At 68.7% G+C, this 25,568-nt stretch carries 26 protein-coding genes; 15 read left to right on the plus strand and 11 right to left on the minus strand.

Translation table 11 applies throughout. The annotated features are described in order from the left end of the window. Positions 1 to 146: 146 nt before the first annotated feature. Complete coding sequence (locus ABTW65_RS08985; RefSeq protein ID WP_350659692.1) at positions 147 to 1,127, plus strand: helix-turn-helix domain-containing protein; 981 nt, start codon at positions 147 to 149, stop codon at positions 1,125 to 1,127. A gap of 7 nt (positions 1,128 to 1,134) precedes the next feature. On the opposite strand, the gene ABTW65_RS08990 is transcribed toward ABTW65_RS08985, so the two are convergent. Beyond that, positions 1,135 to 1,707: a cob(I)yrinic acid a,c-diamide adenosyltransferase gene (locus ABTW65_RS08990; protein ID WP_350659693.1), complete on the minus strand. Its 573-nt coding sequence runs from the start codon at positions 1,705 to 1,707 to the stop codon at positions 1,135 to 1,137. Between the two features lie 162 nt (positions 1,708 to 1,869). On the opposite strand from ABTW65_RS08990, the gene ABTW65_RS08995 reads away from it, so the two are divergent. From ABTW65_RS08995 to ABTW65_RS09020, 6 genes are all read left to right on the plus strand, one after another. After that, entirely contained in the window at positions 1,870 to 2,178 is a 309-nt protein-coding gene (locus tag ABTW65_RS08995) for an STAS domain-containing protein (protein ID WP_091047808.1), read from the plus strand. Between the two features lie 91 nt (positions 2,179 to 2,269). Beyond that, positions 2,270 to 4,297 (plus strand): ethylmalonyl-CoA mutase, encoded by a 2,028-nt coding sequence (locus tag ABTW65_RS09000; RefSeq protein ID WP_350659694.1) that lies wholly within the window; start codon positions 2,270 to 2,272, stop codon positions 4,295 to 4,297. Positions 4,298 to 4,432: 135 nt separating this feature from the next. Next, positions 4,433 to 4,858, plus strand: coding sequence for a DUF6069 family protein (locus ABTW65_RS09005; RefSeq protein WP_350659695.1), 426 nt, complete (start codon positions 4,433 to 4,435; stop codon positions 4,856 to 4,858). Between the two features lie 23 nt (positions 4,859 to 4,881). Then, positions 4,882 to 5,775 (plus strand): NAD(P)/FAD-dependent oxidoreductase, encoded by an 894-nt coding sequence (locus ABTW65_RS09010; RefSeq protein WP_350659696.1) that lies wholly within the window; start codon positions 4,882 to 4,884, stop codon positions 5,773 to 5,775. Positions 5,776 to 5,796: 21 nt separating this feature from the next. Continuing rightward, complete coding sequence (locus tag ABTW65_RS09015) at positions 5,797 to 5,973, plus strand: hypothetical protein (protein WP_008362162.1); 177 nt, start codon at positions 5,797 to 5,799, stop codon at positions 5,971 to 5,973. An 80-nt stretch (positions 5,974 to 6,053) separates the two neighbouring features. Then, positions 6,054 to 7,877 carry a bifunctional metallophosphatase/5'-nucleotidase gene (locus ABTW65_RS09020; protein ID WP_350659697.1) on the plus strand — a complete coding sequence of 608 codons (1,824 nt, stop codon included), beginning with the start codon at positions 6,054 to 6,056 and terminating at the stop codon, positions 7,875 to 7,877. 24 nt (positions 7,878 to 7,901) lie between these two features. Here ABTW65_RS09020 and ABTW65_RS09025 read toward each other — a convergent pair whose 3' ends face one another. Together ABTW65_RS09025 and nucS are read right to left on the minus strand one after the other, a co-directional pair. After that, complete coding sequence (locus ABTW65_RS09025) at positions 7,902 to 8,150, minus strand: hypothetical protein (RefSeq protein WP_350659698.1); 249 nt, start codon at positions 8,148 to 8,150, stop codon at positions 7,902 to 7,904. 89 nt (positions 8,151 to 8,239) lie between these two features. Continuing rightward, the gene (gene nucS / locus ABTW65_RS09030; protein ID WP_350659699.1) at positions 8,240 to 8,914 is read right to left on the minus strand and encodes an endonuclease NucS; all 675 of its coding nucleotides are present in this window, start codon (positions 8,912 to 8,914) and stop codon (positions 8,240 to 8,242) included. A gap of 88 nt (positions 8,915 to 9,002) precedes the next feature. On the opposite strand from nucS, the gene ABTW65_RS09035 reads away from it, so the two are divergent. Further along, entirely contained in the window at positions 9,003 to 10,169 is a 1,167-nt protein-coding gene (locus ABTW65_RS09035; protein WP_350659700.1) for a 3-hydroxyacyl-CoA dehydrogenase family protein, read from the plus strand. 118 nt (positions 10,170 to 10,287) lie between these two features. Here ABTW65_RS09035 and ABTW65_RS09040 read toward each other — a convergent pair whose 3' ends face one another. Then, a complete protein-coding gene (locus tag ABTW65_RS09040) occupies positions 10,288 to 10,794 on the minus strand; it encodes an SRPBCC family protein (protein ID WP_350659701.1) in 507 nt (168 codons plus the stop codon). A gap of 61 nt (positions 10,795 to 10,855) precedes the next feature. On the opposite strand from ABTW65_RS09040, the gene ABTW65_RS09045 reads away from it, so the two are divergent. The 3 genes from ABTW65_RS09045 to ABTW65_RS09055 are packed head-to-tail and all read left to right on the plus strand — an operon-like array spanning position 10,856 to position 14,273. Further along, positions 10,856 to 12,634, plus strand: coding sequence for a 3-hydroxyacyl-CoA dehydrogenase family protein (locus tag ABTW65_RS09045; protein ID WP_350659702.1), 1,779 nt, complete (start codon positions 10,856 to 10,858; stop codon positions 12,632 to 12,634). 46 nt (positions 12,635 to 12,680) lie between these two features. After that, positions 12,681 to 13,469 (plus strand): hypothetical protein, encoded by a 789-nt coding sequence (locus tag ABTW65_RS09050; RefSeq protein ID WP_350659704.1) that lies wholly within the window; start codon positions 12,681 to 12,683, stop codon positions 13,467 to 13,469. 27 nt (positions 13,470 to 13,496) lie between these two features. Continuing rightward, on the plus strand, positions 13,497 to 14,273 hold the full coding sequence (locus ABTW65_RS09055; protein ID WP_350659705.1) for an alpha/beta fold hydrolase: 777 nt from the start codon (positions 13,497 to 13,499) through the stop codon (positions 14,271 to 14,273). A 2-nt stretch (positions 14,274 to 14,275) separates the two neighbouring features. Here ABTW65_RS09055 and ABTW65_RS09060 read toward each other — a convergent pair whose 3' ends face one another. Next, the gene (locus ABTW65_RS09060) at positions 14,276 to 14,923 is read right to left on the minus strand and encodes a TetR/AcrR family transcriptional regulator (protein ID WP_350659706.1); all 648 of its coding nucleotides are present in this window, start codon (positions 14,921 to 14,923) and stop codon (positions 14,276 to 14,278) included. Positions 14,924 to 14,967: 44 nt separating this feature from the next. Here ABTW65_RS09060 and ABTW65_RS09065 point away from each other — a divergent pair, with 44 nt between their 5' ends. Then, positions 14,968 to 16,383, plus strand: coding sequence for a serine hydrolase domain-containing protein (locus tag ABTW65_RS09065; protein WP_350659707.1), 1,416 nt, complete (start codon positions 14,968 to 14,970; stop codon positions 16,381 to 16,383). Positions 16,384 to 16,438: 55 nt separating this feature from the next. Here the strand turns inward: ABTW65_RS09065 and ABTW65_RS09070 are convergent, their stop codons facing one another. Genes ABTW65_RS09070 through ABTW65_RS09080 form a run of 3 tightly spaced genes read right to left on the minus strand, consistent with a single transcriptional unit; the run spans position 16,439 to position 19,435 of the window. Next, positions 16,439 to 17,809 carry a pyridoxal phosphate-dependent decarboxylase family protein gene (locus ABTW65_RS09070; protein WP_350659708.1) on the minus strand — a complete coding sequence of 457 codons (1,371 nt, stop codon included), beginning with the start codon at positions 17,807 to 17,809 and terminating at the stop codon, positions 16,439 to 16,441. Between the two features lie 19 nt (positions 17,810 to 17,828). Continuing rightward, positions 17,829 to 18,491 carry a response regulator gene (locus ABTW65_RS09075; RefSeq protein ID WP_350659709.1) on the minus strand — a complete coding sequence of 221 codons (663 nt, stop codon included), beginning with the start codon at positions 18,489 to 18,491 and terminating at the stop codon, positions 17,829 to 17,831. Then, positions 18,488 to 19,435: a HAMP domain-containing sensor histidine kinase gene (locus ABTW65_RS09080; RefSeq protein WP_350659710.1), complete on the minus strand. Its 948-nt coding sequence runs from the start codon at positions 19,433 to 19,435 to the stop codon at positions 18,488 to 18,490. The genes ABTW65_RS09075 and ABTW65_RS09080 overlap by 4 nt, the downstream gene beginning before the upstream one ends. Before the next feature lie 101 nt (positions 19,436 to 19,536). Here ABTW65_RS09080 and ABTW65_RS09085 point away from each other — a divergent pair, with 101 nt between their 5' ends. Beyond that, on the plus strand, positions 19,537 to 20,823 hold the full coding sequence (locus ABTW65_RS09085) for an ArsB/NhaD family transporter (protein WP_350659711.1): 1,287 nt from the start codon (positions 19,537 to 19,539) through the stop codon (positions 20,821 to 20,823). Here ABTW65_RS09085 and ABTW65_RS09090 read toward each other — a convergent pair. Next, entirely contained in the window at positions 20,805 to 21,356 is a 552-nt protein-coding gene (locus ABTW65_RS09090; protein ID WP_350659712.1) for a CGNR zinc finger domain-containing protein, read from the minus strand. The genes ABTW65_RS09085 and ABTW65_RS09090 overlap by 19 nt on opposite strands. A gap of 38 nt (positions 21,357 to 21,394) precedes the next feature. Here ABTW65_RS09090 and ABTW65_RS09095 point away from each other — a divergent pair, with 38 nt between their 5' ends. Beyond that, complete coding sequence (locus ABTW65_RS09095; RefSeq protein ID WP_350659713.1) at positions 21,395 to 22,357, plus strand: EamA family transporter; 963 nt, start codon at positions 21,395 to 21,397, stop codon at positions 22,355 to 22,357. Positions 22,358 to 22,377: 20 nt separating this feature from the next. After that, a complete protein-coding gene (locus ABTW65_RS09100) occupies positions 22,378 to 23,040 on the plus strand; it encodes a Type 1 glutamine amidotransferase-like domain-containing protein (protein WP_350659714.1) in 663 nt (220 codons plus the stop codon). A gap of 57 nt (positions 23,041 to 23,097) precedes the next feature. Here the strand turns inward: ABTW65_RS09100 and ABTW65_RS09105 are convergent, their stop codons facing one another. Then, positions 23,098 to 24,294 (minus strand): AI-2E family transporter, encoded by a 1,197-nt coding sequence (locus ABTW65_RS09105; protein ID WP_350659715.1) that lies wholly within the window; start codon positions 24,292 to 24,294, stop codon positions 23,098 to 23,100. Continuing rightward, the gene (locus tag ABTW65_RS09110; protein ID WP_350659716.1) at positions 24,291 to 25,454 is read right to left on the minus strand and encodes a coiled-coil domain-containing protein; all 1,164 of its coding nucleotides are present in this window, start codon (positions 25,452 to 25,454) and stop codon (positions 24,291 to 24,293) included. The genes ABTW65_RS09105 and ABTW65_RS09110 overlap by 4 nt, the downstream gene beginning before the upstream one ends. Between the last annotated feature and the right edge of the window lie 114 nt (positions 25,455 to 25,568).

Consider the following 25,568-nt stretch of genomic DNA (forward strand, 5'->3'; position numbering starts at 1 on the left):
CGGGGGGATCCGGACCGAGGTGGCGATGAATACTTTCGGCCAAGTTGGCGGTGATTGCAAGTCGAACCGCTATGGCGGGAATGTGACGTGACGTATATCTGCCATGATGTCGGTCGTTCGTTCCCCCGCCACGAAAGGCATCTCGGATGCTCGATGCGCTTGGTCTCGACAATCTCGAGGAGACGATCTACCGCCAGCTGGTCGCCGCGCCGTCGGCCAACCTCGAAGAGCTGGCCGAGGCGGCAGACCTGGACACCTACGCGGTCTCGGCGGTGCTTTCCGCGCTGGAGGGGAAGGGCCTGGTCGCTCGGGCCTCGGCCGGCCAGGACCGCTACGTCGCCTCCCCGCCGGCGGTGGCGCTCGGGGCGCTGCTCGTCCAGCGCCAGGACGAGCTGCGCCGCGCGCAGGTCGAGATGACCGAGCTCGCCGGGCTCTACCGCGGCTCGGTCGCTCGCCGGGACGTGGCCGACGTCGTCGACGTCGTGCACGGCACCGAGGCCATCGCCCAGCGGTTCGCCCAGCTGCAGTACTCGGCGAAGAAGTGCATCCAGGCGCTGCAGAAGCCGCAGGCCGCGGTCGTCACCCGGGAGGACGCCGACGAGGCCGAGCGGGCCGCGATCGAACGCGGGGTCAGGCATGACATCGTCCTCGAGCGCTCCGTCTTCGACACCCCCGGCATCTACGAGACCATCGACTCCGGCCTCGAGATCGGGATCGAGCTGCGGGTGGTGCCGTCGGTGCCGCTGCGCGCCTTCATCGTCGACCGGGAGATCGCTCTGATCCCGCTCATGAACAGTGAGCACAACACTGTCCAGGACGCGCTGCTGCTCCACCCCAGCGGTCTCCTCGACGCGATCATCGCCCTCTTCGACCTGATCTGGACCTCGGCCCCCAAGCTGGTCGCGACACCCGAGGGCACGGTCGAGACCGCCGCCGATCGCCTCGAGCCCCTGGACACCAAGGTGCTCTCGCTGCTGCTGGCGGGCCTGACCGATGCCTCCATCGGGGCGCAGCTCGGGCTGTCGCTGCGTACGGTCCAGCGGCGGGTGCGCCAGATGATGGACCGCGCGCGGGTCGACACCCGCCTCCAGCTCGGCTACGAGGCGGGGCGTCGCGGCTGGCTGTGAGGCCTGTTCAGCGCTCGCCGCCGGGCACCCACAGGACGTCGCCCTGCTCGCGGTTGGCGTGGCGGGCGAGGATGAAGAGCAGGTCGCTGAGGCGGTTGAGGTAGGTCAGGGCGAGTTTGTTCATGGTCTCGCCGTGGACCTCGTACGCAGCCCAGGCCGCGCGCTCCGCGCGGCGCACGACGGTGCGGGCCACGTGCAGGTGGGCCGCGGCCACGGTGCCGCCGGAGAGGATGAACGAGCGGAGCTTCTCCAGGGGCTCGTTGTAGTCGTCGCACCAGGCCTCGAGCCGGTCGATGTAGGCCTGCTCGACGCGGAGCGGGGGATACTCGGGCTCGGCCACGACCGGGGTCGAGAGGTCCGCGCCGACGTCGAAGAGGTCGTTCTGGACGGTCGTCAGCACCTTCACGACGTCCTCGTCGATGCCGCCGTGAGCCAGTGCGACACCGATCGCCGCCCCAGCCTCGTCGGTCGTCGCGTACGCCTCCAGCCGCAGATCGGTCTTGGCGGTCAGGCTCATGTCGCCGAGCCGGGTCTCACCGGCGTCGCCGGTGCGGGTGTAGATGCGCGTCAGGTTGACCATGCGCTGAGCCTATTCGGACGGCCCGCTTTCGGCGAACGTGGTCAAGCGACAGAAAATAGGGACAAGAGTGACGAATGAGGCTGGTGAGGTGCAACCAATGGGAGCGGCCGCGCGTCATAGTGGGCGAGAGGGAATCCACTTCCTGGGGGATGGAGGCAGGGCATGGAGATCTTGATCGACGGGCCGACGCTGGTGCTGAGCGGAGATTTCGACGTACGCAGCACCTGGATGGCACGCAGCGTGATCTATGACCATCTCGACTCGGTGGAGGGTGATGTCGTCCTCGACGTCTCCGGCGTGAACAGTGCCGATGTGACGGCGCTGAAGCTGCTCGCCGTCGCCACCCGGCAGGCCCATGCCGAGGGTCGCCGCCTCACTCTGCAGGGCTGCACGCCCGCGGTGCGCCGGATGCTCCACCTCTCCAGGCTCTATCGTGTTCTCGAGGTGGAGAACTCGCCGCTCATCGCCTAGCGGGCAGTGGGTAAAAGACCGGCCCGGTGAGTGACATCTTCCACACCGGACCCGGTTACTGATCGGTAACCGAGGGGCTAGCATGCCTCTTATGACGGACACCACGCCTTCCGAGCAGAGCCGCCCGGCGAAGGATCGCTCCTGGCTGATGCGCACGTACGCCGGCCACTCGACCGCCGAGGCGTCCAACCAGCTCTATCGCAACAACCTCGCCAAGGGCCAGACCGGTCTCTCGGTCGCCTTCGACCTGCCCACGCAGACCGGCTACGACCCCGACAGCATCCTCGCCCGCGGCGAGGTCGGCAAGGTCGGCGTGCCGATCATGCACATGGGCGAGATGCGCAAGCTCTTCGACCAGATCCCGCTCACCGAGATGAACACCTCGATGACGATCAACGCGACCGCCATGTGGCTGCTCGCGATGTATCAGGTGGCCGCCGAGGAGCAGAACCCCGGCATGGACCCTGTCGAGGTGGCCGCCAAGCTGGCCGGCACCACCCAGAACGACATCATCAAGGAGTATCTCTCCCGGGGGACGTACGTCTTCCCGCCGGAGCACTCCCTGCGGCTGATCAGCGACATGATCGCCTACACGGTCCACCAGATCCCGAAGTGGAACCCGATCAACATCTGCAGCTACCACCTGCAGGAGGCTGGGGCGACGCCGGTGCAGGAGATCGCGTACGCGATGTGCACCGCCATCTCGGTCCTCGACCAGGTCAAGGCCTCCGGTCAGGTCTCCGAGGAGGACTTCGGCAAGGTCGTCGGCCGGATCTCGTTCTTCGTCAACGCGGGCGTGCGGTTCGTCGAGGAGATGTGCAAGATGCGCGCCTTCGTCGAGCTGTGGGACGAGATCACCCGCGAGCGCTACGGCGTCGAGGACCCGAAGATGCGCCGGTTCCGCTACGGCGTACAGGTCAACTCCCTCGGCCTGACCGAGGCGCAGCCGGAGAACAACGTCCAACGCATCGTGCTGGAGATGCTCGCCGTGACGCTGTCCAAGAACGCGCGGGCGCGCGCGGTGCAGCTGCCTGCCTGGAACGAGGCGCTCGGCCTCCCGCGTCCGTGGGACCAGCAGTGGTCGCTGCGCCTGCAGCAGGTCCTCGCCTACGAGTCCGATCTGCTGGAGTACGGCGACCTCTTCGACGGCTCGCCGGTCGTCGAGGCGAAGGTGGCCGAGCTCGTCGCGGGCGCCAAGGACGAGATCGACCGGGTCCAGGCCATGGGTGGCGCGATCGCCGCGGTCGACACCGGTTACATGAAGTCCGAGCTGGTCTCCTCGCATGCGCGCCGTCGCGCCGCGATCGAGTCCGGTGACGAGATCATCGTCGGCGTCAACAAGTTCACGACGACCGAGCCGAGCCCGCTGACCGCGGATCTCGACGCCGCGATCATGGTCGCCGATCCCCGCGCCGAGGAGGCCGCCAAGGCCTCTCTCGAGGCGTGGAAGGCCGAGCGTGACGAGACGGCCGTCTCCGAGGCACTGGCCGCTCTGGCCGCCGCCGCGAAGACCGACGCAAACCTGATGGAGGCCACCCTGGCCGCCGCCCGCGCGGGCGCGACCACGGGGGAGTGGGCCGGCACCCTGCGTGAGGTCTTCGGCGAGTTCCGGGCGCCCACCGGCGTCTCCGGCGCCGTCGGCGCCGCGGAGGCCGGCGCCGAGCTGTCGGCCGTACGCGACCGAGTCAAGGCCACCGGCGAGGAGCTCGGCGTCAAGCTGCGCATGCTTGTCGGCAAGCCGGGCCTGGACGGTCACTCCAACGGTGCCGAGCAGGTCGCGGTCCGGGCACGTGACGCCGGCTTCGAGGTCATCTACCAGGGCATCCGGCTCACCCCGGAGCAGATCGTCGCCGCGGCGGTCGCCGAGGACGTACACGTCGTCGGGCTCTCCATCCTCTCCGGTTCGCACATGTCGCTCGTGCCGTCGGTGGTCGACGGGCTGCGCGAGGCGGGCCTCGGTGACGTACCCGTCATCGTCGGTGGCATCGTGCCCGAGTCCGACGCCAAGACGCTGATCGCGTCGGGCGTCGCGGCGGTCTACACGCCCAAGGACTTCAGCCTCACCGAGATCATGGCCGACATCGTCGAGGTCATCCGCAAGGCGAACGACCTCTCCTGACGGGCCTCTCCTGATCCGAGGATCGACACGGCTCCCGAAAAAGTTCGGGAGCCGTGTCGATCTCGGTGCGTGGCCATTCGTGAAAGGGGCAGAGGGAGGCGGACAGCGCCTCCCGCCACTTCACGGGAGTACGAGATGTCCACGATCACCACCGCCCAGCAGAACACCCGCTCGACCCGCGCCGCCGCCCGCAAGCCGGTCTGGGTCCATGGCCTCGGCGCCACGGTCGTCGCCAGCGCGGTCGTCACCGTCCTCGCTGTCGTCGCCTCGGCGGCCGGGGTGAGCTTCGAGACCGCCAGTGGCACGATCCCGCTCGCCGGCTACGCCCAGCTGACCGCCCTCTTCTCCCTCATCGGGGTCGCGATGGCCGCGGTGATGGCCCGCGTGGCCCGCCACCCGCGACGTACGTTCGTGGTCACCACCGTCGTGCTGACCGTCGCCTCGCTCGTCCCCGACGTCACCTTCGGCTTCGACGCCGCCAGCGCGGTCGTCCTGATGCTCATGCACGTCGTCGCCGCCGCCATCGTCATCCCGGTGCTGGCTCGCCGCCTCGCCCAGTGATCCTTCCTAGTAGCCTGCCGCGCATGCGAGTAACGGTGGTCGGAGCCGGAGTCATCGGGCTCTCGTGCGCGGTACGGCTGCTGGACGCCGGTCACGAGGTCAGCGTGATCGGCCGCGAGCGGACGAGCGGGACCACCTCGGCGGTGGCCGGTGGGTTCTGGTTCCCCTACCTCGCCGAGCCACGCGACCGGGTGACCGCCTGGGCGGCCGAGACCTTCCGAGAGCTCGCCCGGCTGGCCGAGGAGGAGCCGGAAGCCGGCGTACGCATGGTGCACGGCACCCAGCACAACCCTGAGGCCGACCTGTGGTGGGCCGCACCGCTCACCGACCTGACCGTCACCGAGGGCCGCGCCGAGTTCACCGCCCCGATCGCCGAGATGCCGGTCTACCTGCCCTGGCTCGAGCGGCAGGTCACCGAGGCGGGCGGGAGCATCACGACCGGCACTGTCGACGACCTGGCGAGTCTGGACGCCGATGTCGTGGTCAACGCGACCGGCCTCGGCTCACGAGAGCTGGTCGGCGACACCAGCCTCTACCCGGTGCAGGGCCAGGTCGTCGTCCTCGGGCCGGGCGCCACCGAGGAGTGGCTGGAGGCCGAGGGCGACGCCCCCTCCTACGTCTTCCCGCGCGGTGGCGACACCGTGGTCGGAGGTACGTCGGTGCCGCACGCCTGGGACCAGAGCCCGGACCCGCGTACGGCTGAGCGGATCCTCGCAGACGCCGCCGCAGCGGTGCCGGGGATCGCGAACGCCGAGGTCAGGGCCCACCTGGTCGGCCTCCGCCCGGCCAGGCCATCGGTCCGGCTGGAACGCGAGGGGAAAGTGGTGCACTGCTACGGCCACGGCGGCGCCGGGGTGACGCTGAGCTGGGGTTGTGCCACCGAGGTGGCGTCGCTCGTGGAAGTAAGGCACGCCTAACTCTGCTGTTACCCTTCGAGCGTGGGCAAGAAGAGGAAGCCTCCCAAGACGGAGTGCTGCGTGTCGAAGTCGCGCTGCAAGCGGTGCCCGATCCGCATGCTCAAGGAGGGCACCCTGCCCGAGGGGATGACGGTCAAGAAGCGCCGTCTGGTGACCCTCGACGGCAAGCCGGTCAAGAAGAAGCATCTGGCTGCTTGACGGAAGGCGCCGCCAAGTTGCGTCCGAGGTGGTAGGAATTGCCTTGCATTCCATTACCCACTCGCGCAAGGACGTTACCGATGCCTCACGCCACCCGCCGCTCTGTCCTGTCCGGTGCTGCTGTCACGGGCGCTGCGGCGCTGAGCGCTGCCGGTTACACCGCTGCGCCGGCGCACGCGGGCAAGCCCGACACCGTCCGGCTGACCGTGCTCGGCACGACCGACCTGCACGGCAACGTCTTCAACTGGGACTACTACAAGAACGCCGAGTTCTCGAACAGCGCCGGCAACGAGATCGGCGTCGCCAAGGTCAAGACGCTGATCGACGCCGTACGTGAGGAGCGTCGCGGCGAGCCGATCCTCACCATCGACGCCGGTGACACCATCCAGGGCACCCCGCTGGCCTACTACTACGCCCGGATCGACCCGATCACCGAGGGCGCGATCCACCCGATGGCGCGGGCGATGAACCTGGTCGGCTACGACGCTGCGGCGCTCGGCAACCACGAGTTCAACTACGGCATCGACACGATCCGGAAGTTCGAGGAGCAGGTGAACTTCCCGATGCTCGGCGCCAACGCGGTCGACCCGTCGACCAAGCTGCCGGTCTTCCCGCCCTACATCATCAAGGACTACGACCTGGGCCGCGGCCGCCGCCTCCGCGTCGGCGTGCTCGGTCTGACCAATCCCGGCATCGCGATCTGGGACAAGGCCAACGTCGAGGGGAAGATGGAGTTCCCGGGGCTGGTCGAGCAGGCCAAGATCTTCGTGCCCGAGCTCAAGAAGGCCGGCTGCGACCTGGTCATCATCAGCGCCCACTCCGGCGCCGACACCTCCAGCTCCTACGGCGACGAGCTGCCCCCGGAGAACGCCTCGACCCTGGTGGCCGAGCAGGTGCCCGACGTCGACGCGATCCTCGTCGGCCACGCCCACCGCGAGATCACCCAGCGCTACGTCACCAACACCGAGACCGGCAAGCAGGTGCTGCTGACCGAGCCGCTCTACTGGGGCATGCGCGTCTCCGTGATGGACCTGGTCGTACGCCGCGAGAAGCGTCACGGCCGGCCCCGCTGGGTCCTGCAGTCGGCGACCTCGCAGACGCTCAACTCCAACACTGTCGACCCCGACCCGGAGGTCTCGGCCGCCGTGCAGGAGCAGCACGACGTCGTGGTCTCCTACGTCAACTCCGTCGTCGGCACCTCTGCGGTGGAGATGCTGGCCGCGCGAGCGGTCGTCGAGGACGTACCCATCATCGACTTCGTCAACTACGTCCAGGCCGATGCGGTCAAGGCGGCGCTCACCGGCTCCGACGCCGAGCTGCCGGTCATCTCGATCGCGGCGCCGTTCAGTCGCGCCGCCGCTTTCCCGGCGGGCGAGGTGACCGTACGCGACGTGGCCGGCCTCTACATCTACGACAACACCCTGATGGCGGTGCGCATCACCGGCGCCCAGCTCAAGGACTACCTCGAGTTCACCGCCCGCTACTTCAAGCAGGTCAGCGGCACCGGCCCGTTCCCGATCGACGCCGTGACCAACGCGCCGACCGACACCGCGCCCAACGGCACGCCCGACTACAACTTCGACACGATCGCCGGGCTGGACGCACCACTGACCTACGACATCGACATCTCCGTCGCGGTGGGCTCGCGGATCACCAACCTCGCCTACGGCGGCGTCGCGGTGACCGACGCGCAGGAGTTCGTGCTCGCGGTCAACAACTACCGCCAGTCCGGTGGTGGCGGCTTCCCGCACGTCACCGACGCCACCGTGGTCTACAACCAGCAGGTCGAGATCCGGCAGCTGCTCATCGACTGGGTCACCGCCCACCAGGTCATCGACCCGGCCGCATTCGCCTCGGTCGACTGGCGCCTCGTCTCCGGCGGCGAGCCGATCACCGTGGAGTAGCCGCCACGGCGGTTGGGCGACGGGTCAGCGGGGGTTGGCCCAGTTGAGCAGTTGGCTCATCGAGATCAGCAGGTCGTCCAGCCGCCGCTCGACGCTGTCCAGGCGCGCGTTGACGCTGTCGATCGCGGCGTCGGTGCGCTCCATCCGGCTCTTGATCGCGTGGAACTCCGCCGTGTGCATCTGCTGCATCGTCAGGAGATCGATCATGATCGCCTCGACGTCGCTCACGGACAGGCGGCCCCCAACGCCATGCCCCGAGTAGTTCATGGACATGGCGTGAATCTTGTCACGCTGTTCCTACTCAAAGGTAAGGAAAGGCGTTTCCCCTGTGTGAACTTGCCTGACCGTGCACCAACTGTTGGTCAGAAGAGTCTCTCGGTCGGATCATCGAGGCCGCGCAGTGCGTCGTAGTCGACGATCGCGCAGGTGATGCCGCGGTCTTCGGCCAGTACGCGCGCCTGCGGCTTGATCGCCTGAGCGGCGAAGATGCCCCTCACCGGGGCCAGCAGCGGGTCGCGGTTGAGGAGCTCGAGGTAGCGGGTCAGCTGCTCGACGCCGTCGATCTCGCCGCGCCGCTTGATCTCGACCGCGACCGACTTCCCGTCGGCGTCGCGGCACATCAGGTCGACCGGCCCGATCGCTGTCGGGTACTCGCGGCGTACGAGGGTCAACCCGTCGCCCAGCGTCGCCGGGTGGTCGGCGAGGAGCTCCTGGAGGTGCTTCTCGACGCCGTCCTTCTGCAGGCCGGGGTCGATGCCGAGGTCGTGCGACGTCTCGTGGTGGATCTCGTCGATCAGGATGCGCAGGGTGTCATCCGTCTTGGAGGTGACGGTCCACTCGACGCGGCCGTCGTCGGACTTGCCCTCCGAGAGGGTGCAGGGCGGCGACATCCAGTTGAGGGGCTTGTAGGAGCCTCCGTCGGAATGGACCAGCACCGATCCGTCGGCCTTGAGCATCAACACCCTGGTGGCCATCGGGAGGTGGGCGGTGAGCCGCCCCGCGTAGTCGACCTGGCAGGTGGCAACGACGAGTCTCACCGGGAGAACGTATCGCATGGCCCCATGTGAGCAGCGTCACGCCACCAGGGGTTACTCATGGGTAATAAATTTGGCAGTCTTCCGTCGCATGACGGTTTCGACCCAGGGTTCCATCCACGACGTGCTCGTGCTGCCCTACCTCAACCACGCCATTCGCATGCTCGAGTCGGGCTACGCCACCGCCACCGACATCGACAACGCCATGTGCTTCGGCTGCGGCTACCCCCAGGGGCCGCTGGCGACGGCCGACGAGATCGGCGCTGCCGCCGTACGCGACGCGCTGCTCGCCCGCTTCGAGGAGACCGGCGACAACCTGCACAAGCCCGCCGACCTGCTCACCAAGGTCGCAGGCGAGTCCGGGACGTTCGCCTCGGTGGCTGGGGACCACGCCAAGGCTCCGGAGCTGCGCCACACGATCGAGAAGATCGGCGTGGTCGGCACCGGCACGATGGCCTCGGGCATCGTCCAGGTCTTCGCCCAGGCCGGGTACGACGTCGTCTTCGTCGGCCGCTCGCAGGAGAAGCTCGACGGGGTCGTCGCCGGCATCACCAAGTCGCTCGACAAGGCCATCGCGAAGGGCCGCTCGGACGAGGCGACCAAGACCGCCGTGCTCGGCCGCCTCACCGGCAGCACCTCTCGCGAGGACCTCGGCGAGGCCGACCTGATCGTCGAGGGCATCGCCGAGGACCTCGAGGTCAAGACCCAGCTCTTCAAGGACCTCGACCGGATCGCCAAGACCGGCGCCATCCTGGCCACGACGACCAGCTCGATGCCGATCACCGAGCTCGCCAAGGTCACCGCGCGCCCCGGGGACGTCATCGGGATGCACTTCTTCAACCCCGCGCCGGTCATGAAGCTCGTCGAGGTGGTCACCACCGACCTCACCTCGCCCGAGGTCGACGAGACGGTGCGCGCGCTGTCCGCCGCGGTCAAGAAGGTCCCGGTCTCTTGCGGCGACCGCTCCGGCTTCATCGTCAACGCGCTGCTGTTCCCCTACCTCAACGACGCGGTCAAGCTGCACGAGTCCGGCGTCGCCATCGCCGAGATCGATGCTGCGATCAAGGAGACCGCCGGCTTCCCGATGGGCCCCTTCGAGCTCCTCGACGTGGTCGGCAACGACGTCTCCCTGGCCATCCAGTCCGAGCTCCGCAACGAGTTCGGCGAGCCCGGCTTCGACCCCGCCGCCCTGCTGGTCCAGAAGGTCGAGGAAGGCAAGCTCGGCCGCAAGACCGGTGAGGGCTTCCACACCTACTGATCCCCGCCCGGCCGAGAAGTCACGTACGTCGGCCGAGGCGTCACCTACGCGAATCGAGCCGGCACTTCGGTGCCGGCTCGATTCGCGCGAGTGACGCCTCGGCCTGCGGGGGCTTCGGTCAGGGGCGGGGGTAGCCGCGGCGTACGGCTCGTTCCAGGATCCCCAGGGTGGCCCGGATCGACTTCTGGTCGATCACCGGGAAGATCGCCTTCCACTCGGGAAGGGCGGTGGACCAGTCGCAGTACGAGGTGACGCGGGTGTCACCGGATTCGAGCTGCTCGAGCTCGTAGCCGAAGCGGTGGCCGATGGGCGGCTTGATGGTGCCTTCGATGGTCCACTCGATCGCCCGGTCGGGTTCGAAGCCGGTGACGATCACGGTGACGTCGTACTTGCCGAGCGGATAGTCGCCGAGCGCCTCGCGGTCCATGTGGACGACGAACCGGTCGCCGACCGCGCTCACCGGCGATCCTTCTGCGGACTGGAGCATGCCGGCGGCGTCGATGGCCACGTGGCCGTCGGGGTCGATGAGAACGGCGAAGATGTCGGTGGGGGAGGCGGGGATGATCCGCTCGGCGTCGATGCGTTCGGCCTCGATGCGCTCGGGGGCCTGAGTCTGGTCGGTCACAGTGCCCGAATCTAGCGGCGTCCTGGCGTGCCGGGCATCACACCGTGGCAGGATGCGGGGCATGAGTGAGCGCACGATCGAGACAGTCGGAGTCGTCGGCCTGGGCACCATGGGTGCCGGTATCGCGGAGGTGTTCGCCCGCAACGGGTTCACCGTTGTCGGGGTGGAGCGGGACGAGGAGGGCCTCGAGCGTGGCAAGGCCCACCTGGCGCACTCGACGGGTCGCGCGGTCAAGCGCGGCAAGCTCAGCGAGGAGGAGCAGGAGGCCCTGCTCGGCCGGATCTCCTTCGCCACCGACCCGACGGCGCTCAAGGACGTCGACATGGTCGTCGAGGCGGTCGTGGAGTCGCTGGAGCTGAAGAAGTCGATCCTCGCCACCCTCGACGAGATCGTTGCTCCCGAGACGATCTTGGCGACCAACACCTCGTCGCTGTCGGTGACCGAGATCTCGACCGCCTCCAACCACCCCGGGCGAGTCGTCGGCGTGCACTTCTTCAACCCTGCCCCGGTGCAGAAGTTCGTCGAGATCGTACGCACCGTGGTGACCGAGCCCGAGGTGCTCGAGGACGTGCGCGAGGTCGTCGGCAAGGTCGGCAAGTCGCCGGTGGTCTGCGGTGACCGGGCCGGGTTCATCGCCAACGCGCTGCTCTTCGGCTACCTGAACCACGCGGTCGCGATGTTCGAGGGCCACTACGCCACCCGCGAGGACATCGACACCGCGATGCGGCTGGGCTGCGGCTACCCGATGGGGCCGCTGGCCCTGCTGGACCTGATCGGGCTGGACACGTCCTACGAGATCCTCGACACGATGTACCGCCAGGGTCGCGACCGGCTGCACGCCCCCGCGCCGATCCTCAAGCAGATGGTCACCGCCGGGATGCTCGGGCGGAAGTCGGGCCGCGGCTTCTACACCTACGAGGCCGCCGACTCGCCCGTCGTCGTCCCGGACGCGCTGACCCCGAGCGCCGACGCCACCCACGAGCTGCGCCGCCCGATCTCGAAGGTCGGCGTCGTCGGCACCGGCACGATGGCCTCCGGGATCGTCGAGGTCTTCGCCAAGGGTGGCTACGACGTGACGTACGTCGGGCGTAGCCCCGACAAGGTCGACGGTGTCGCCGCGCGGATCACCAAGAGCCTCGACAAGGCAATCGGACGGGGCAAGCTGGAGGAGTCGGCGAAGCCGGAGATCCTCGGCCGGCTCACCGGTACGACCTCGCTGGACGACCTGGCTGACGTCGACATCGTCGTGGAGGCGATCGCCGAGGACCTGGCCATCAAGACCACGCTCTTCGAGAACCTCGACGACATCTGCAAGCCCGGCGCGATCCTGGCGACCACGACCTCGAGCCTGCCGGTCATCGAGCTGGCGAAGGTGACCAAGCGGCCGTCCGACGTCGTCGGGATGCACTTCTTCAACCCGGCGCCGGTGATGAAGCTGGTCGAGGTCGTCTCCACCGTCACTACGGACGAGGAGGTCTCCGAGACCGTCCGCGCCCTCTGCAAGGAGGTCGGCAAGTCGCCTGTCTCGTGCGGCGACCGGGCCGGCTTCATCGTCAACGCGCTGCTCTTCCCCTACCTCAACGATGCGGTCAAGATGCTCGAGGGGCACTACGCGACCGCCGACGACATCGACACCGCGATGAAGCTCGGCTGTGCGCTGCCGATGGGTCCGTTCGAGCTGCTCGACGTCGTCGGCAACGACGTCTCGCTGGCCATCGAGCGCGAGCTCTACCTGGAGTTCCGTGAGCCGGGCTTCGCGCCCGCGCCGCTGCTGGAGCACCTGGTCACCGCGGGCTACCTCGGCCGCAAGACCGGCAAGGGCTTCCGCGACTACTCCTGAGTGACGTCACTCCCGGCCCGACCACCGTGGCAGTACGCTGAAAGACGTGGGACTTCTGATCGCACTTCTCATCGTCGTCGCGGTGATCGGGACCGTGGTAGTGACCAACAAGCGCTCGCAGGCACGAGCGCTGGAAAAGCAGCGCGCTGACCTCGAACCGGTCAAGCAGCTCGCCTTCGAGGACGTGACCGCCTTCGGTGAAGAGCTGCAGAGGCTCGACCTGGACATGGCCGGCAAGGAGCTCGACGAGGGCGCCAACGCCGACTACCAGCGCGCGCTGGACGAATACGAGACGGCCAAGCGCACCGTCGACAAGATGACCGTGCCCGACGACGTCAAGAAGATCACCACGATCGTCGAGGACGGCCGCTATGCGATCGCCTGCGTCGAGGCGCGGGTCGCCGGCGAGCCGCTGCCGAAGCGTCGCCCGCCGTGCTTCTTCGACCCCCGCCACGGCCTCTCGGTCGAGGACGTGGCCTGGGCGCCGCCGGGCGGCACCACTCGTGACGTACCCGCCTGCGCGCTCGACGCCGAGCGCGTCAAGGTCGGCGCGGAGCCCGACACCCGCAAGGTGATGGTCGGCAACGAGCGCGTCCCCTACTGGCAGGGTGGCCCGGCCTACCGGCCCTACGCCGCCGGCTACTTCGGCGCCTTCTCGCCGATGGACTGGATGTTCGCCGGGCTGATGTTCAGCGCCTTCGGCGGCTTCGACGCCTTCGGTGAGATCGGCGAGGGCATGGGCGATGCGATCGGTGGCATCGGCGAGGGCATGGGGGACATGTTCGGCGGGATCGGCGACGGCATCGGTGACATGTTCGACGGCTTCGACTTCTAGCCTCGGCCGCTCCCGTACGATCCTTCGGTGACTCTTCATACGCTCGAGCTCGGCGAGACCGGTAGTCGTGTCGTCTTTCTGCACGGACTCTTCGGCCAGGGACGCAACTGGAACACGCTCGGCAAGCAGCTGGCCGACAAGCATCGGGTCACGCTCGTCGACCTGCCCCACCACGGCCGCTCCCCGCAACCTGACACCTTCGACTACCTCGAGGTGACCGCAGCCGTCGCCGACCTGCTCACGGCCGACGACCCCGCAACCGTGGTCGGCCACTCCATGGGCGGCAAGGTGGCGATGCTGCTCGCGATCACCCGCCCCGAGCTGGTCGCAAAGCTGGTCGTGGCCGACATGTCTCCGGTCGTCTACGAGCGCGTCGGCGGCTTCAAGACGTACGTCGACGCCATGCAGAGCCTCGACCTGACCCGCATCACCCGCCGCGAGGAGGCCGACGCCGGGATGCAGGAGGCCGTCCCCGACCCGACGATCCGCGGCTTCCTGCTGCAGAACCTGCGCCGCGACGGCGACAGCTGGCGCTGGTCCATGAACCTCCCCGTCCTGGGCCGCGACCTCGACCGCATCGGCGCCTGGCCGACCGAGGAGCTGAAGGCGTACGACCCGTACGACGGCCCCGTGCTGTGGCTGGCCGGCGAGCTGTCGAACTACGTCACCGACGAGTACGCGCCGGCGATGAAGGAATGGTTCCCGCGCTACCGCAAGGTGACGATCAAGGGTGCCGGACACTGGGTCCACTCCGAGAAGCCGGAGACCTTCCTCGCGACCCTGCGTCCCTTCCTAGGTGACTGAGCCTAGGTGACTGAGCTCGGCGACTGAGACTCGCGGGCGCACGGACCGGCGAACACGCCCGACATCTGGGAGCCGATCACGGCCCGCGCGCGGTTCCGGACCACTTCGTCCGGGTCGATGAGCAGGCGAACGGCGAGTCCCTGCGTCACGGCGAGAGCGGCCTCGCTCTCGAGGAGACCGTCGGTCTCGGCTGTGACCTCACCACACTCCACCCCGTTCCTCACCGCCTGCGCGATGCGGTCGCGGAGGCGTCGGTCGAAGGCCCGTTGGTGCTCGGCCAGGACCGGGTTGTCGAGCGCGAGTCCTGCGAAGGCGTGCCGGAGATAGGTCTCGTCCCTGTGGGTGGGGCTCAGCGGAAGCAGTTCCAGCAACCCTGCGCCCAGCATGTGCTCGATCCGGGCATGGTCGCGTTCCGCGCGGATGATTGCCGCATCGACTCGACCCTCGATGTCGCCCAGCAGACGACCCAGGGTGTCGGCCAGCAGGGACTCCTTGGAGTCGTAGTAGTGCTGCACCAGACCGACGGAGATGCCTGCGGCCCTGGCGGTCCCGGCGATGGTCACGGCGCCGAGCCCGGAGGCGAGTGCAAGCTCGCGTACGCCCGCGGTGATCTGGGCACGTCGGCTGTCATGGTCTGCGGTCCTGGGCATAAATCAGATGATAACAATATGGCCGTATGGTTATTCTCGAGGGCATGGATGTTTCTCGACTTCTGGCAGGTGCGTTCGCCGCTGCGGCGGCCGCGATCGGGGTGGTCGCCTCTCCGGCGTCAGCGGAAGGGCCGGCGGAGGCGGATGATGCGGTCGAGGCGTACGTCGAGAGCTGGCGCGAAGCCAACGGCGTGCCAGGCGCGGCGGTCGCGGTCGTCGACGGCGACGAGGTGCGGACCTACGTCTCGGGTGAGGACGGTGACGGGGCTCCGGTATCCCGCGTGACACCGTTCCTGGTGGGTTCGGTCGCGAAGACATTCACCAGCGCGCTGGTGCTCGACTTGGTCGAGGACGGCCGGCTCCGGCTCGACGACCCTGTGAGCCGGTATCTGCCCTGGCTGGATGCGCCGCGGATCACCGTACGTCAGCTGCTCACGCACACGGCCGGCTACACCGCCCTCGACGGACTCGCTGTCTCAGAGCGGTTCGACAACGGACCCGATGCACTGCGTCGGGCGGCTCGCGATCTCGAACACCACGGCACGCCGGGGGAATACACGTACAACAGTGCCGACTACCTCGTCCTGGGGGCTCTGGTCGAGGAGATCACGGGCAGCTCGTTCGCTGCTGTAGCGGAGGAGTCCCTCTTCGGGCCGCTCGGGATGACGGACACCACTGCCGACGCCGACGATGCCTCGACGCTGCCAGCCGGCCACCGCCACTGGTGGTCGGCTACAAGGGCCTACCGGCCCGGCTTCGACGAGTCGGGCGCTTCCTACGGATATGTCGTCTCGACGCTCGACGATCTGGTGACGTACGCCCAAGCCCATCTGGCTGGTCAGATACTGCCGCGCAGCCTCGAGGGCGAGGCTTGGAGCATTCAGGAGGTCACCGGGTCGGCGCGCGGCTATGGCTACGGCTGGAGCGTCCAGGATGGCGATCGCCGCCGCGTTCACCACACCGGTGCCACCCCTGGTTACTTCGCTCATGTCTTCCTGAACCCCGGCGAGGACCGGGCTGTCGTCGTTCTGGCCAATTCCTACGCCGAGAAGCGCGCGTCCAGCCTGAGCGCCGCCGCCGAGGACATCGACGAGATCGCCCGCGGCGGATCGGCAACTGTCGAAGACGGTGATCCGCTGCTGTCGTCAGCGCCTTGGATATTGGCCGGATCCGTCCCGATCGGCCTGGTGCTCGCGCTGGTCGCCCGTCGCATCCCGCGTCCCTCGCCGCTCAGATGGGTCTGCGCGGCAGTTGCCGGTCTGGCCGCGATCGGCCTGATCCTGATGCCGAGACTGCTGGGCGGAACGCTCGGGTTCGCTGCCACCTGGTTACCCGACCTCGCCGTCGGTGTCGTCGCAGGCAGCGTGACATTGCTGGTCGTGGCGGCTTCTTGTGCCATTCGTCCGGGAAGTCCTCGTCGAAGCACGTCTGAAGCGGTGGATCACGCCGCGAGGGTGTGATCGCGAAGTATGCCGCGCACGATCGAGAATCACTCCAAAGCAGCGGGGCGCATGCCTATGACAAGAGTCGCCGAAACACCTCGACGATCCGATCCACATCCGCCTCAGACGTACGCCAGTTGCTGAAAGCCAACCGCAAGGCGGGCGTGCCGTGATGAACCGTAGGAGTCACGAAGGTAACCCCAGTATCGGCAACGCGGCGAGCAAGCTCAGCAGGATCGCCAGGAACCTTCAGACAGACGATGTTGAGCCGAACAGGCGCAAGCAGCTCGACCTCGTCGATCTCGGCAAGCAGCCTCCCAGCCCGGCGAGCGAGAGCGATGGTGCGCTCGACGATCTCGCGGTGGCCGTCGCGCCCGTAGGCGTACAGGGTGAACCAGGCGGGCAGGGCGCGCAGGCGGCGTGAGCTCTCCGGGGTGAGGTGTACGAAGTCGGGGGAGTCGCCAGGGAGGCCGATGTAGGCCGAGGCGTTGCTGAAGACGCGAGCCTGCAGGTCCGGGTGGCGGCTGAGCTGGATCGCGGCGTCGTAGGGGACGTTGAGCCATTTGTGGAGGTCGACGCAGATCGAGTCGGCGCGGGAGAGACCTGCTACGAGGTGGGCGTGCGCGGGGGAGAGGGCTGCGAAGGCACCGAAGGCGCCGTCGACGTGGAGCCAGAACGGGAACTCGTCGCGGAGGTCGGCGATGGCGTCCAAGTCGTCGAAGTCGCCGGTGTTCACGGTGCCGGCGTTGGCGACGACGATCACGGGCCGGCCGTCCTGTTCGCTCAACGCAGCCCGCAACGCGGCGATGTCGACCGCATCCCGGCCGGGGAGGAGGGCGACCGGGCGGACGCTGTCGCGGCCCAGCCCGAGCACGGACAGTGCCTTGAAGACGGTCGAGTGAGCGGCGCCCGACAGCACGACGACCCCACCGAGCGCCGCGACGCCCTCGGCCGAGACCGAGGCTCCGAGCTGGTCGCCGACCCACTCGCGCGCCAACGCCAGCCCGGTGAGGTTGGACATCGTCGCACCGGTGACGAATGCTCCGCTGAAGTCGCCAGGAAGGTCCAGCAGGTCGAGGAACCAGCGGACCGTCTCGCGCTCCAGGTCGCTGGCGGCGGAGTCCTGGACCGTGATGGTGTTCTGGTCGAAGACCGAGGTCAGCCAGTCGCCGGCAACCGCGGCCGGGGTCGCCCCGCCGGTGACGAAGCCCAGGTAGCGGGGACCGGCGCTCGCGGAGAAGCCCGGCGCCCAGCGGTTCTCGAAGTGGCGCAGAGCGGCCTGGCCGCCGGCGCCCTGAGCCGGAAGCCGCTCGGCGGAGGGCGGCCGGAACGGAGAGGTCACCGGCCTGTCGTCGAGCCCGGCGATGATCTCCTGTGCGTAGTCCTGGATCGCGTCGAGGAGATCGGGCATCCCGGCGAGGTCCGCATCGAGCAATGGGTCCATCCTTGGACGGTAGGGCATCTCAGGGCTCGATGAGACCCGCTCTGATGGCATAGCGGGTCACCTGGGTGCGATCGCGGAGGCCCAGCTTGGCGAGGATGTTCTCGCGGTGCCGCTCGACGGTCTTGTAGGAGATGGTCAGCTCGCGGGCGATCTCGCGGGTCGAGTGGCCCTCGGCGATGAGCTTGAGCACCTCGTCCTCGCGCTCGGTCAGCACCGTGCGCGGCAGGCTCTCACCACGGTTGAGGCGGTCGAGGTAGTCGCGCACCAGTGCACTCATCGCTCCGGGATAGACGAACGCTTGGCCCCGAATAGCGGTGCGGCACGCCTTGACCAGGTCCTCGTCGGCGACCGACTTGAGGACGTACCCGCTGGCGCCGACCTTGAGCGCCTCGAAGAAGTACTGCTCGTTGTCGTGCATCGAGAGCATCAGCATCTTCGGAGGCGTACGCATTCGGGCGATGGTGCGCGCGGCCTGCAGCCCGGTCATGCGAGGCATGGCGACGTCGAGGATCACCAGGTCGACCTCGGCGTCGCGCAGCGCCGCGACGGCCTCCGCTCCATCGGCGGCCTCGGCGACCACCTCGAGGTCCGGTTCGGCGTCGAGGATGAGGCGGACGCCGCGGCGTACGAGGGTGTGGTCGTCGGCCAGCAGGATCCGGATCTTCGCGGGCGTCGGAGTCACAGCGGCACCTCCAGGCGGACGGTGGTGCCGCGGCCGGGGGTGCTGGTCACGCTCAGGTCGGCACCGACGAGCAGGGCTCGCTCCCGCATCCCGCTGATCCCGGCGCCGGCCACGAGGTCGGCGCTGCCTCGGCCGTCGTCGGTGACGGTGAGGACGACCTTGTCGCCGACCTTGCAGAGGGAGAGCTCGGCGGTGGCAGCGTGGGCGTGGCGTACGACGTTGGTGAGCGCCTCCTGGGCGACCCGGTAGATCACCAGCTCGCGGTCCTGGGGCAGCTCGGGAAGCCCGCGGCCGATGGTGCGGCGTACGGTCGTGCGGCCCAGAGCGCCGACGTCGGTGGCCAGCGAGGCCAGGGCGGCGTGCAGGCCGAGATCCTCGAGCACGCCCGGCCGCAACTGGCGCGCCACGCGGCGTACGTCATCGATGCCGGTGCGCGCTGACTCGCGGACGGCGGCGAGCTCGGGGCGTACGTCCTCCGGCACCTGTCGCTCCAGCCCCTTGAGCCCCAGGAGCACGACGGTGAGCGACTGCCCCACCTCGTCGTGGAGCTCCTGGGCGATCCGGTGTCGCTCCGCCTCCTGCGCGGCGAGCGCCTTGGCGTTGCTGGTGCTCCGCTCGGTCTCCAGTCGCTCGAGCATCGCGTTGTAGCTGGCCACCAGGCGGGCGCCGGCGCCCTTGCCGGGGGTCGGCAGGCGCTGGTCGGGGGAGAGGTGGTCGACCGAGTCCATGGTGCGGATCACCCGGTCGATCGGTGCCAGGCTGCGCAGCAGCAGGAGCGCGTTGAGCGTCGCCATCACGACCAGCCCGACCGCCAGCACCACGGCCTCCGAGGCCAGGACGCGTTCGGAGACCCGGGCCGGGGACAGCGCCAGGACCAGGGTGCCGACGCAGAAGAGCGTGCCGTTCGTCAGGCAGACCCGCCAGTACAGCGGTAGATGACTCATGCACCAACCCTGACATCTCCTCTGGCCAGGGCTTATGGGTGGCAGCACCCATTCGGATCGAGTCTCCGGTAACGGAGGGTCGATGGCATGGAGCTCAACGCATGATCGTGTACGCAGCGGTGGCCGTCTTCATCGTCACCTACGGCCTCATCGCCACCGAGCGCGTCCACCGCGTCGCCGCCGCCCTGGGTGGCGTCGCCGCGATGGTCGCGCTCGGCATCATCAACGCCGAGTCGGCCTTCTTCAGCCACGAGACCGGGGTCGACTGGGACGTCATCTTCCTGCTCTTCGGGATGATGGTGATCGTCGGTGTCCTCAAGCAGACGGGCCTGTTCGAGTTCCTGGCGCTGTGGGCGGTCAAGCATTCCGGCGGCCGCCCGGCGCGCCTGGCGACGCTGCTGATCCTGGTCACCGCGGCACTCTCGCCGATCCTCGACAACGTGACCACCGTCCTGCTCGTCACGCCGGTGACGCTGTCGGTCTGCGAGCGGCTGGGTCTGCGCCCGATGCCCTACCTGATCTCGCTCATCCTGGCCGCCAACGTCGGCGGCACCTCGACCCTGATCGCCGACCCGCCCAACATCATCGTGGCCAGCCGGGCCAACCTGACCTTCGACGACTTCCTGATCCACTCGCTGCCGCTGTGCCTGATCCTGCTGGTCGTCCTGATCGGGCTGGTCCGGGTGCTCTTCCGGCGCGACTTCCGTGGCCGGGTCGACCTGGACGGACTGATCGAGCCGCCCGCCTCGGCGATCCACGACCGCGGGCTGCTCTACCGCTGCCTCGCCGTCCTGGCCCTGGTGATGCTCGCCTTCAGCCTGCACACCGAGCTCCACCTGGACCCGTCGATGGTCGCCATGCTCGGCGCCGGCGCGATGGTGGTCGTCTCCCAGACGCAGACGGAGGCGTTCCTGGAGGAGGTCGAGTGGTCGACCCTGGCCTTCTTCATGGCGCTGTTCGTGCTGGTCGGCGGGTTGGTCGAGGTCGGTGTGATCGGGTCCCTCGGGACGTACGCCGCCGAGCTGATGGGCGACAACGAGCTCGCCGGGGTGACCGGGCTGATGATCGGCTCGGCGGTCGTGGGCGGGTTCGTCGACAACATCCCCTACACCGCGGCGATGGTGCCGATCGTGGAGGAGATGGTCGCCGCGACGCCCTCCTCGGGCGCCGACAGCCCGCTGTGGTGGGCCCTCGTCTTCGGCGCCGACCTCGGTGGCAACACGACCGCCGTCGCCGCCGGCGCCAACGTCGTGGTGCTCGGCCTCGCTGCCAAGGCCGGCCACCCGATCAGCTTCTGGAAGTTCACCAGGTACGGCATCGTGGTGACGATCGTGACGCTGGCCGTCGCCTGGGTCTACGTCGCCCTCCGCTACTTCGTGCTCGCCTGACGTTCGCGATAGGCAGCAACGGCGTTGCGATTGGTGCAGGTCGGCGAGCAGTAGCGTTTGGAGCGGTTGCGGGAGAGGTCGACGACCACGCCGGCACAGTTGTCGTCGGCGCAGATCGAGAGCCGGGACAGCTCGTCGGCGCGGATGACGTCGACCATGGCCATCGCGGTCTCGACGGCGATCCTCGTGGCCAGCGGGGCATCGGGCTCGGTGGCGTGGATGTGCCAGTCGTAGCTCGTGTGGCGGACGAGCTGAGGCGTCGCGCGGTGCTCGGCGAGCAACTCGTTGGTCAGCCGCACGGCCTCGTCGCGCTCGGCGGTGAGCAGATCGCGCAGCCGGACGCGAAGGGCCCGGACCTCGTCGAGCTCGGCGCGGTCGCCGTCGTGCCGCCCCGTGTAGTCGTACGTCACGAAGAACTCGTCGAGGGCCTCCACGGTCTCCAGTTCGTCGACCGAGCCGGGGGAGAGGGCGAGGGTGTTCGCCAGCGCGGCGGCTGCCTGGAGGCCTACGTCGGTGTCATGGGTGAAAACCATGTTGACACATTACCGCGTCACTGGGATCGTCATGTGTCATGACGACTTTGACCAATGACGAGGCGGTGCCGCAGAGCACGCAAAAGACGCCGCTGGTGGCTGCCGGACTGCTGATGGCGGTCGTCTCGGCGGTCACGTTCAGCCTCTCGGGACCGCTGGGACGCGGCCTCTTCGACACCGGCTGGTCGACGGGCGGGGTGCTGGTCTTCCGCGTCGGCATCGGCGCCGTCGTGCTGGCCCCCTTCGCGCTGCGCGCGCTCGCCGGCCGGTGGCGGGGTGTCGCTGCGAGCTGGCGGGTCGTGGTGGCGTACGCACTGCTGGCGATCGTGGTGCCGCAGTTCGCCTTCTTCTCGGCGGTGCAGTGGATGGCGGTCGGGCCGGCCCTGCTGCTGGAGTACATGGGGGTTGTCCTCGTCGTCGCCTGGATGTGGCTGCGGCACGGCGAGCGGCCCTCGCGGCTGACGATGATCGGCGCGCTGGTCGCGATCGCCGGGCTCGTGCTCGTCCTCGACCTGGTCAGCGGCGCGAACGTGCACCCGCTCGGCATCATGTGGGGCTCCGCTGCCGCCGTCGGACTGGCCGGCTACTACGTGCTCAACGCCCACTCCAGCACCACGCTGCCACCGCTCGCGCTGGCCTGGCTCGGTCTGACCGGGGCCACGGTCCTGCTCGCGCTGCTCTGCCTGATCGGAGCCATCCCGTTCGAGATGGAGACCTCGCCGGTGGTCCTGGCGGGCGTGGAGATGCCGTGGTGGGGGCCGCTGATCGGCCTCGGCGTGCTGACCTGCTCGGTCGCGTACGCCACTGGCATCGCCGCCACCCGCACTCTCGGTTCGCGGCTCTCGTCCTTCGTGGGGCTTCTCGAGGTCGTCTCGGCCGTCGTCGTCGCCTGGCTGCTGCTCGGCGAGGCCCCCGGGCTCATTCAGCTCATCGGCGGGCTGGTCGTGCTGGCCGGTATCATCGCGGTCCAGCAGGGAGAGCAGTCGACGACGAGCGGGTGAACCCCGATTCTGGAGGCATCGTGAAGCTTCTTCTCACGTCCGGGGGCGTCACGAACACGAGCATCCGCGATGCGCTGGTCGACCTGCTGGGCAAACCCGTCGCCGAGTCCACCGCCCTCTGCATCCCGACGGCCAAGTGGGGCCACCCGATGCTCGGACCGGAGTCGGTGCGGGGTGCCGTCAGCGGCCTGCCACCCTGGGGCGGGATGACCTCCCTGGAGTGGGGATCGCTGGGCGTCCTCGAGCTGACCGCGCTGCCCACGATCGGCGCGGAGCGCTGGGTCCCCTGGGTCCGGGAGGCCGACGCGCTGCTGGTCGAGGGCGGCGAGGCTATGTACCTGTGCCACTGGATGCGTGAGTCCGGGCTGGCCGACCTGCTGCCGTCGCTGCCCGACACGGTCTGGGTAGGGGTCAGCGCCGGCAGCATGGTGATGACTCCGCGGATCGGCGATGCCTTCGTGGAGTGGCCGGCGGCCCCGGACGACCGCACCCTCGGGATCGTGGACTTCTCGATCTTCCCGCACCTCGATGTCTTCCCGTCGAACACCCTGGACGAGGCCGAGCGCTGGGCGGCGGACATCGGTCATCGGGCGTACGCCATCGACGACCAGACCGCCATCAAGGTCGCCGACGACACGGTCGAGGTCGTCAGCGAGGGGCACTGGAAGCTGCTCTCCTCATAGCCAAATGCCGAGGAGCGCCATACGTACCAGGTACGTACAGCGCTCCACGGGTGATGACTAGCGTTCGTCCTGAGCCCGAACGTAGACCTCGCGGACCAGCATGAGCACGGCCGCGGCGGTCGGGATCGCCAGCAGGGCGCCGACGACACCGAGGAGCGAGGCACCGATGAGGGCCGCGATCACCGTGATGACGCCGGGGATGTCGACCGAGCGGGACATGACCCGCGGATAGACGACATAGTTCTCGAACTGCTGGTAGGCGATGTAGAAGATCACCGCGATGAGGCCGGTCTTCAGATCGGTCGTCGCGAAGGTGATCGCGCAGACGATGACCGCGCCGATGGTGGCCCCGATCATCGGGATCACGTCGGTGATCATGACGACGAAGGCCAGGGCGACGGCGTATTCGCCCATCCCGATGACGAAGAGCAGCACCAGTGTGGACAGACCGGCGCACAGGGCGACGATGAAGGCCCCGGAGACGTAGCCCCCGATGCCGTCGAAGACCCGGTCACCGAGCTTGCTGACCCGCTCGCGGCGCGAGGCCGGGGCGAGTCGGTAGATGGCGTTCTTCGTCTGGTCGTAGGCAGCGATGAAGTAGAGCGTCAGGACGATGACGATGAAGCCCGTGACGAGCACGTTGATCACCGCCAGGCCCACGCCGAGCGCCCCGCCGAAGGCACTGCTGACGAAGTCGCCGCTGGCGACGTAGTCCTGCACCTTGTCGAGGATCTGGTATTCCTCGTTGAGCTGCTGGACGCGCTGGTTGCGCTGAAGCTCCTCGATCCAGTCCGGGACGTTGGCCGAGATCTTGGCGACCTGGTCGCTGATCACCGGCACGAGCGCCACGAAGAAGAGCACGAGGGCGCCCAGCACGCCGAGGATGACGCTCAGGACCGCCCACGGCCGTGGGAAGCCTCGCCTCTGCAGGAACACCACCATCGGGTTGATCCCTGCGGCGATGAAGAGCGAGACCACCACCTGGAGGATCACGCTCCCCATCGTGGTGAGGAGGTTGCCCGCTGCGTAGGCCGTCAGCAGACCGAGGCCGAGGAGAAGCCCGAACAGGTAGGGCGAACGGCGGTCGAAAGGCGGTCCGGGCTTGCCGAACCGCTTGTCGCGCTCGCTCTCCTCCTCAGGCTCCTCGACGTCGATCGCGGCCTCGCTGTCGACCGTCGCGTCGTCGCTGGAGTCGGTCTGGGCAGACGTCGTCTCAGGACCGTCCGCAGGACGGTCGGCAGCGGCGGCGCTCACCGGCTCTCGGTCGCAGTCTCGGGCTCGCGGATCGCGGTCTTCTCAGAGGGCTCGTCGTAGTCGTCGTAGTCGTCGGCGAGGTCGTCGTCCGAGTCGACCAGGGTGACGCTCTCGTCCACCACCAGTTCGCCGTCGACGATGTCCTCGTCCTCGGTGATCAGCTTCGGCGCCTCGAGCTCGGCCGGGTCCTCGGTCTTGCCGAACCCGGAGACCAGGTCGGTGAGCGAGGAGAGCTGAGCGGCGATGGCGTCGCGACGCTTGGTGAGACGGTCGACCTCGGCCTTGATGATCGCGTGGCCCTTCTCGGCCTCGACGGTCGCGGTGGAGGCGAGGTGGTCGGCCTCGGCGCGAGCCTTGGACAGGATCGCCTCGGCGTCGCGGCGGGCGCGGGCGACGATCCCCTCGGACTCCTTGGCCAGCTCGGCGCGCTGGTCGGCGACGTGCTGCGCAGCGATCCGGGCCCGCTCCTCGGCGTCTGCGGCGCGGGTCTCGCCTTCGGTCACGATGCGAGCGGTCTCGGCCATCGCCTGGTCGTGGTGGTCGGCTGCCTCGCGGGCGAGACGCTCACGCTCGACGGCGAGCATCCGCCGGGCCTCCTGGACCTCGCGGTCCGCGCCGGCGCGTGCCTTCTCGACCTCGCGCTGGGTCGACGTACGCAGCTGAGTGACCTCCTGCTGCACGGCGAGCCGGATCTGGTCGGCCTCGCGCTTGGCGGCGGCGAGCAGCTCGTCGCTCTCGGCCTGCACCATCTTGCGGGCCTGCTGGACCTCCGAGGTCACCTTCTCGCGGTGATCGTCGATCTCCTTGTAGTGCGTCGTACGCAGCGCCTCGATGTCACGCTGGGCAGACGCCTTGGTCGCGGCAGCCTCACGCTGGGCGGCCTCGCGGATGACCGCGGCCTCCTTCTCAGCGGACTCCTTGACGGCGGCGGCCTCTTCCTCGGCCAGCCGGAGCATCGCGCTAGCGCGACCACCCAGGGAGGCGTAGGAGGGGGCTTCGGTGCCCTGGGTGGCAGCAGCCTTGAGGTCGGTGACCTTGCGCTCGAGCTCGGCGATGCGGCGCTGGGCGTTGCGCAGCGCCGACTGACCCTGGCCGTTGGCCTGGAGCAGCTGCTGCACCCGCGCGTTCACCGTGCCGGGGTCGTATCCGCCACGCCGCACGACCGGGAAGGCTGGGAGTGAGCCTGGAGCCGGTGGAGCCGAGTTGTGGCCGGAGCTGGGCGATCCGGAAGCGCCAGGAACTCGCGGGAGAACCTGCGTCTCCGTCGAGTCCTG

The organism is Nocardioides sp. NPDC127503, assembly GCF_040302165.1.
Taxonomy (GTDB): domain Bacteria; phylum Actinomycetota; class Actinomycetes; order Propionibacteriales; family Nocardioidaceae; genus Nocardioides.

Excerpts from the sequence above, each read along its gene's own strand:
- ABTW65_RS08985 (WP_350659692.1), top strand. The coding sequence starts at position 147 with ATGCTCGATGCGCTTGGTCTCGACAATCTCGAGGAGACGATCTACCGC.
- ABTW65_RS08990 (WP_350659693.1), bottom strand. The coding sequence starts at position 1,707 with ATGGTCAACCTGACGCGCATCTACACCCGCACCGGCGACGCCGGTGAG.
- ABTW65_RS08995 (WP_091047808.1), top strand. The coding sequence starts at position 1,870 with ATGGAGATCTTGATCGACGGGCCGACGCTGGTGCTGAGCGGAGATTTC.
- ABTW65_RS09000 (WP_350659694.1), top strand. The coding sequence starts at position 2,270 with ATGACGGACACCACGCCTTCCGAGCAGAGCCGCCCGGCGAAGGATCGC.
- ABTW65_RS09005 (WP_350659695.1), top strand. The coding sequence starts at position 4,433 with ATGTCCACGATCACCACCGCCCAGCAGAACACCCGCTCGACCCGCGCC.
- ABTW65_RS09010 (WP_350659696.1), top strand. The coding sequence starts at position 4,882 with ATGCGAGTAACGGTGGTCGGAGCCGGAGTCATCGGGCTCTCGTGCGCG.
- ABTW65_RS09020 (WP_350659697.1), top strand. The coding sequence starts at position 6,054 with ATGCCTCACGCCACCCGCCGCTCTGTCCTGTCCGGTGCTGCTGTCACG.
- ABTW65_RS09025 (WP_350659698.1), bottom strand. The coding sequence starts at position 8,150 with ATGTCCATGAACTACTCGGGGCATGGCGTTGGGGGCCGCCTGTCCGTG.
- ABTW65_RS09035 (WP_350659700.1), top strand. The coding sequence starts at position 9,003 with ATGACGGTTTCGACCCAGGGTTCCATCCACGACGTGCTCGTGCTGCCC.
- ABTW65_RS09045 (WP_350659702.1), top strand. The coding sequence starts at position 10,856 with ATGAGTGAGCGCACGATCGAGACAGTCGGAGTCGTCGGCCTGGGCACC.
- ABTW65_RS09060 (WP_350659706.1), bottom strand. The coding sequence starts at position 14,923 with ATGCCCAGGACCGCAGACCATGACAGCCGACGTGCCCAGATCACCGCG.
- ABTW65_RS09065 (WP_350659707.1), top strand. The coding sequence starts at position 14,968 with ATGGATGTTTCTCGACTTCTGGCAGGTGCGTTCGCCGCTGCGGCGGCC.
- ABTW65_RS09070 (WP_350659708.1), bottom strand. The coding sequence starts at position 17,809 with ATGGACCCATTGCTCGATGCGGACCTCGCCGGGATGCCCGATCTCCTC.
- ABTW65_RS09080 (WP_350659710.1), bottom strand. The coding sequence starts at position 19,435 with ATGAGTCATCTACCGCTGTACTGGCGGGTCTGCCTGACGAACGGCACG.
- ABTW65_RS09085 (WP_350659711.1), top strand. The coding sequence starts at position 19,537 with ATGATCGTGTACGCAGCGGTGGCCGTCTTCATCGTCACCTACGGCCTC.
- ABTW65_RS09090 (WP_350659712.1), bottom strand. The coding sequence starts at position 21,356 with ATGGTTTTCACCCATGACACCGACGTAGGCCTCCAGGCAGCCGCCGCG.
- ABTW65_RS09095 (WP_350659713.1), top strand. The coding sequence starts at position 21,395 with ATGACGACTTTGACCAATGACGAGGCGGTGCCGCAGAGCACGCAAAAG.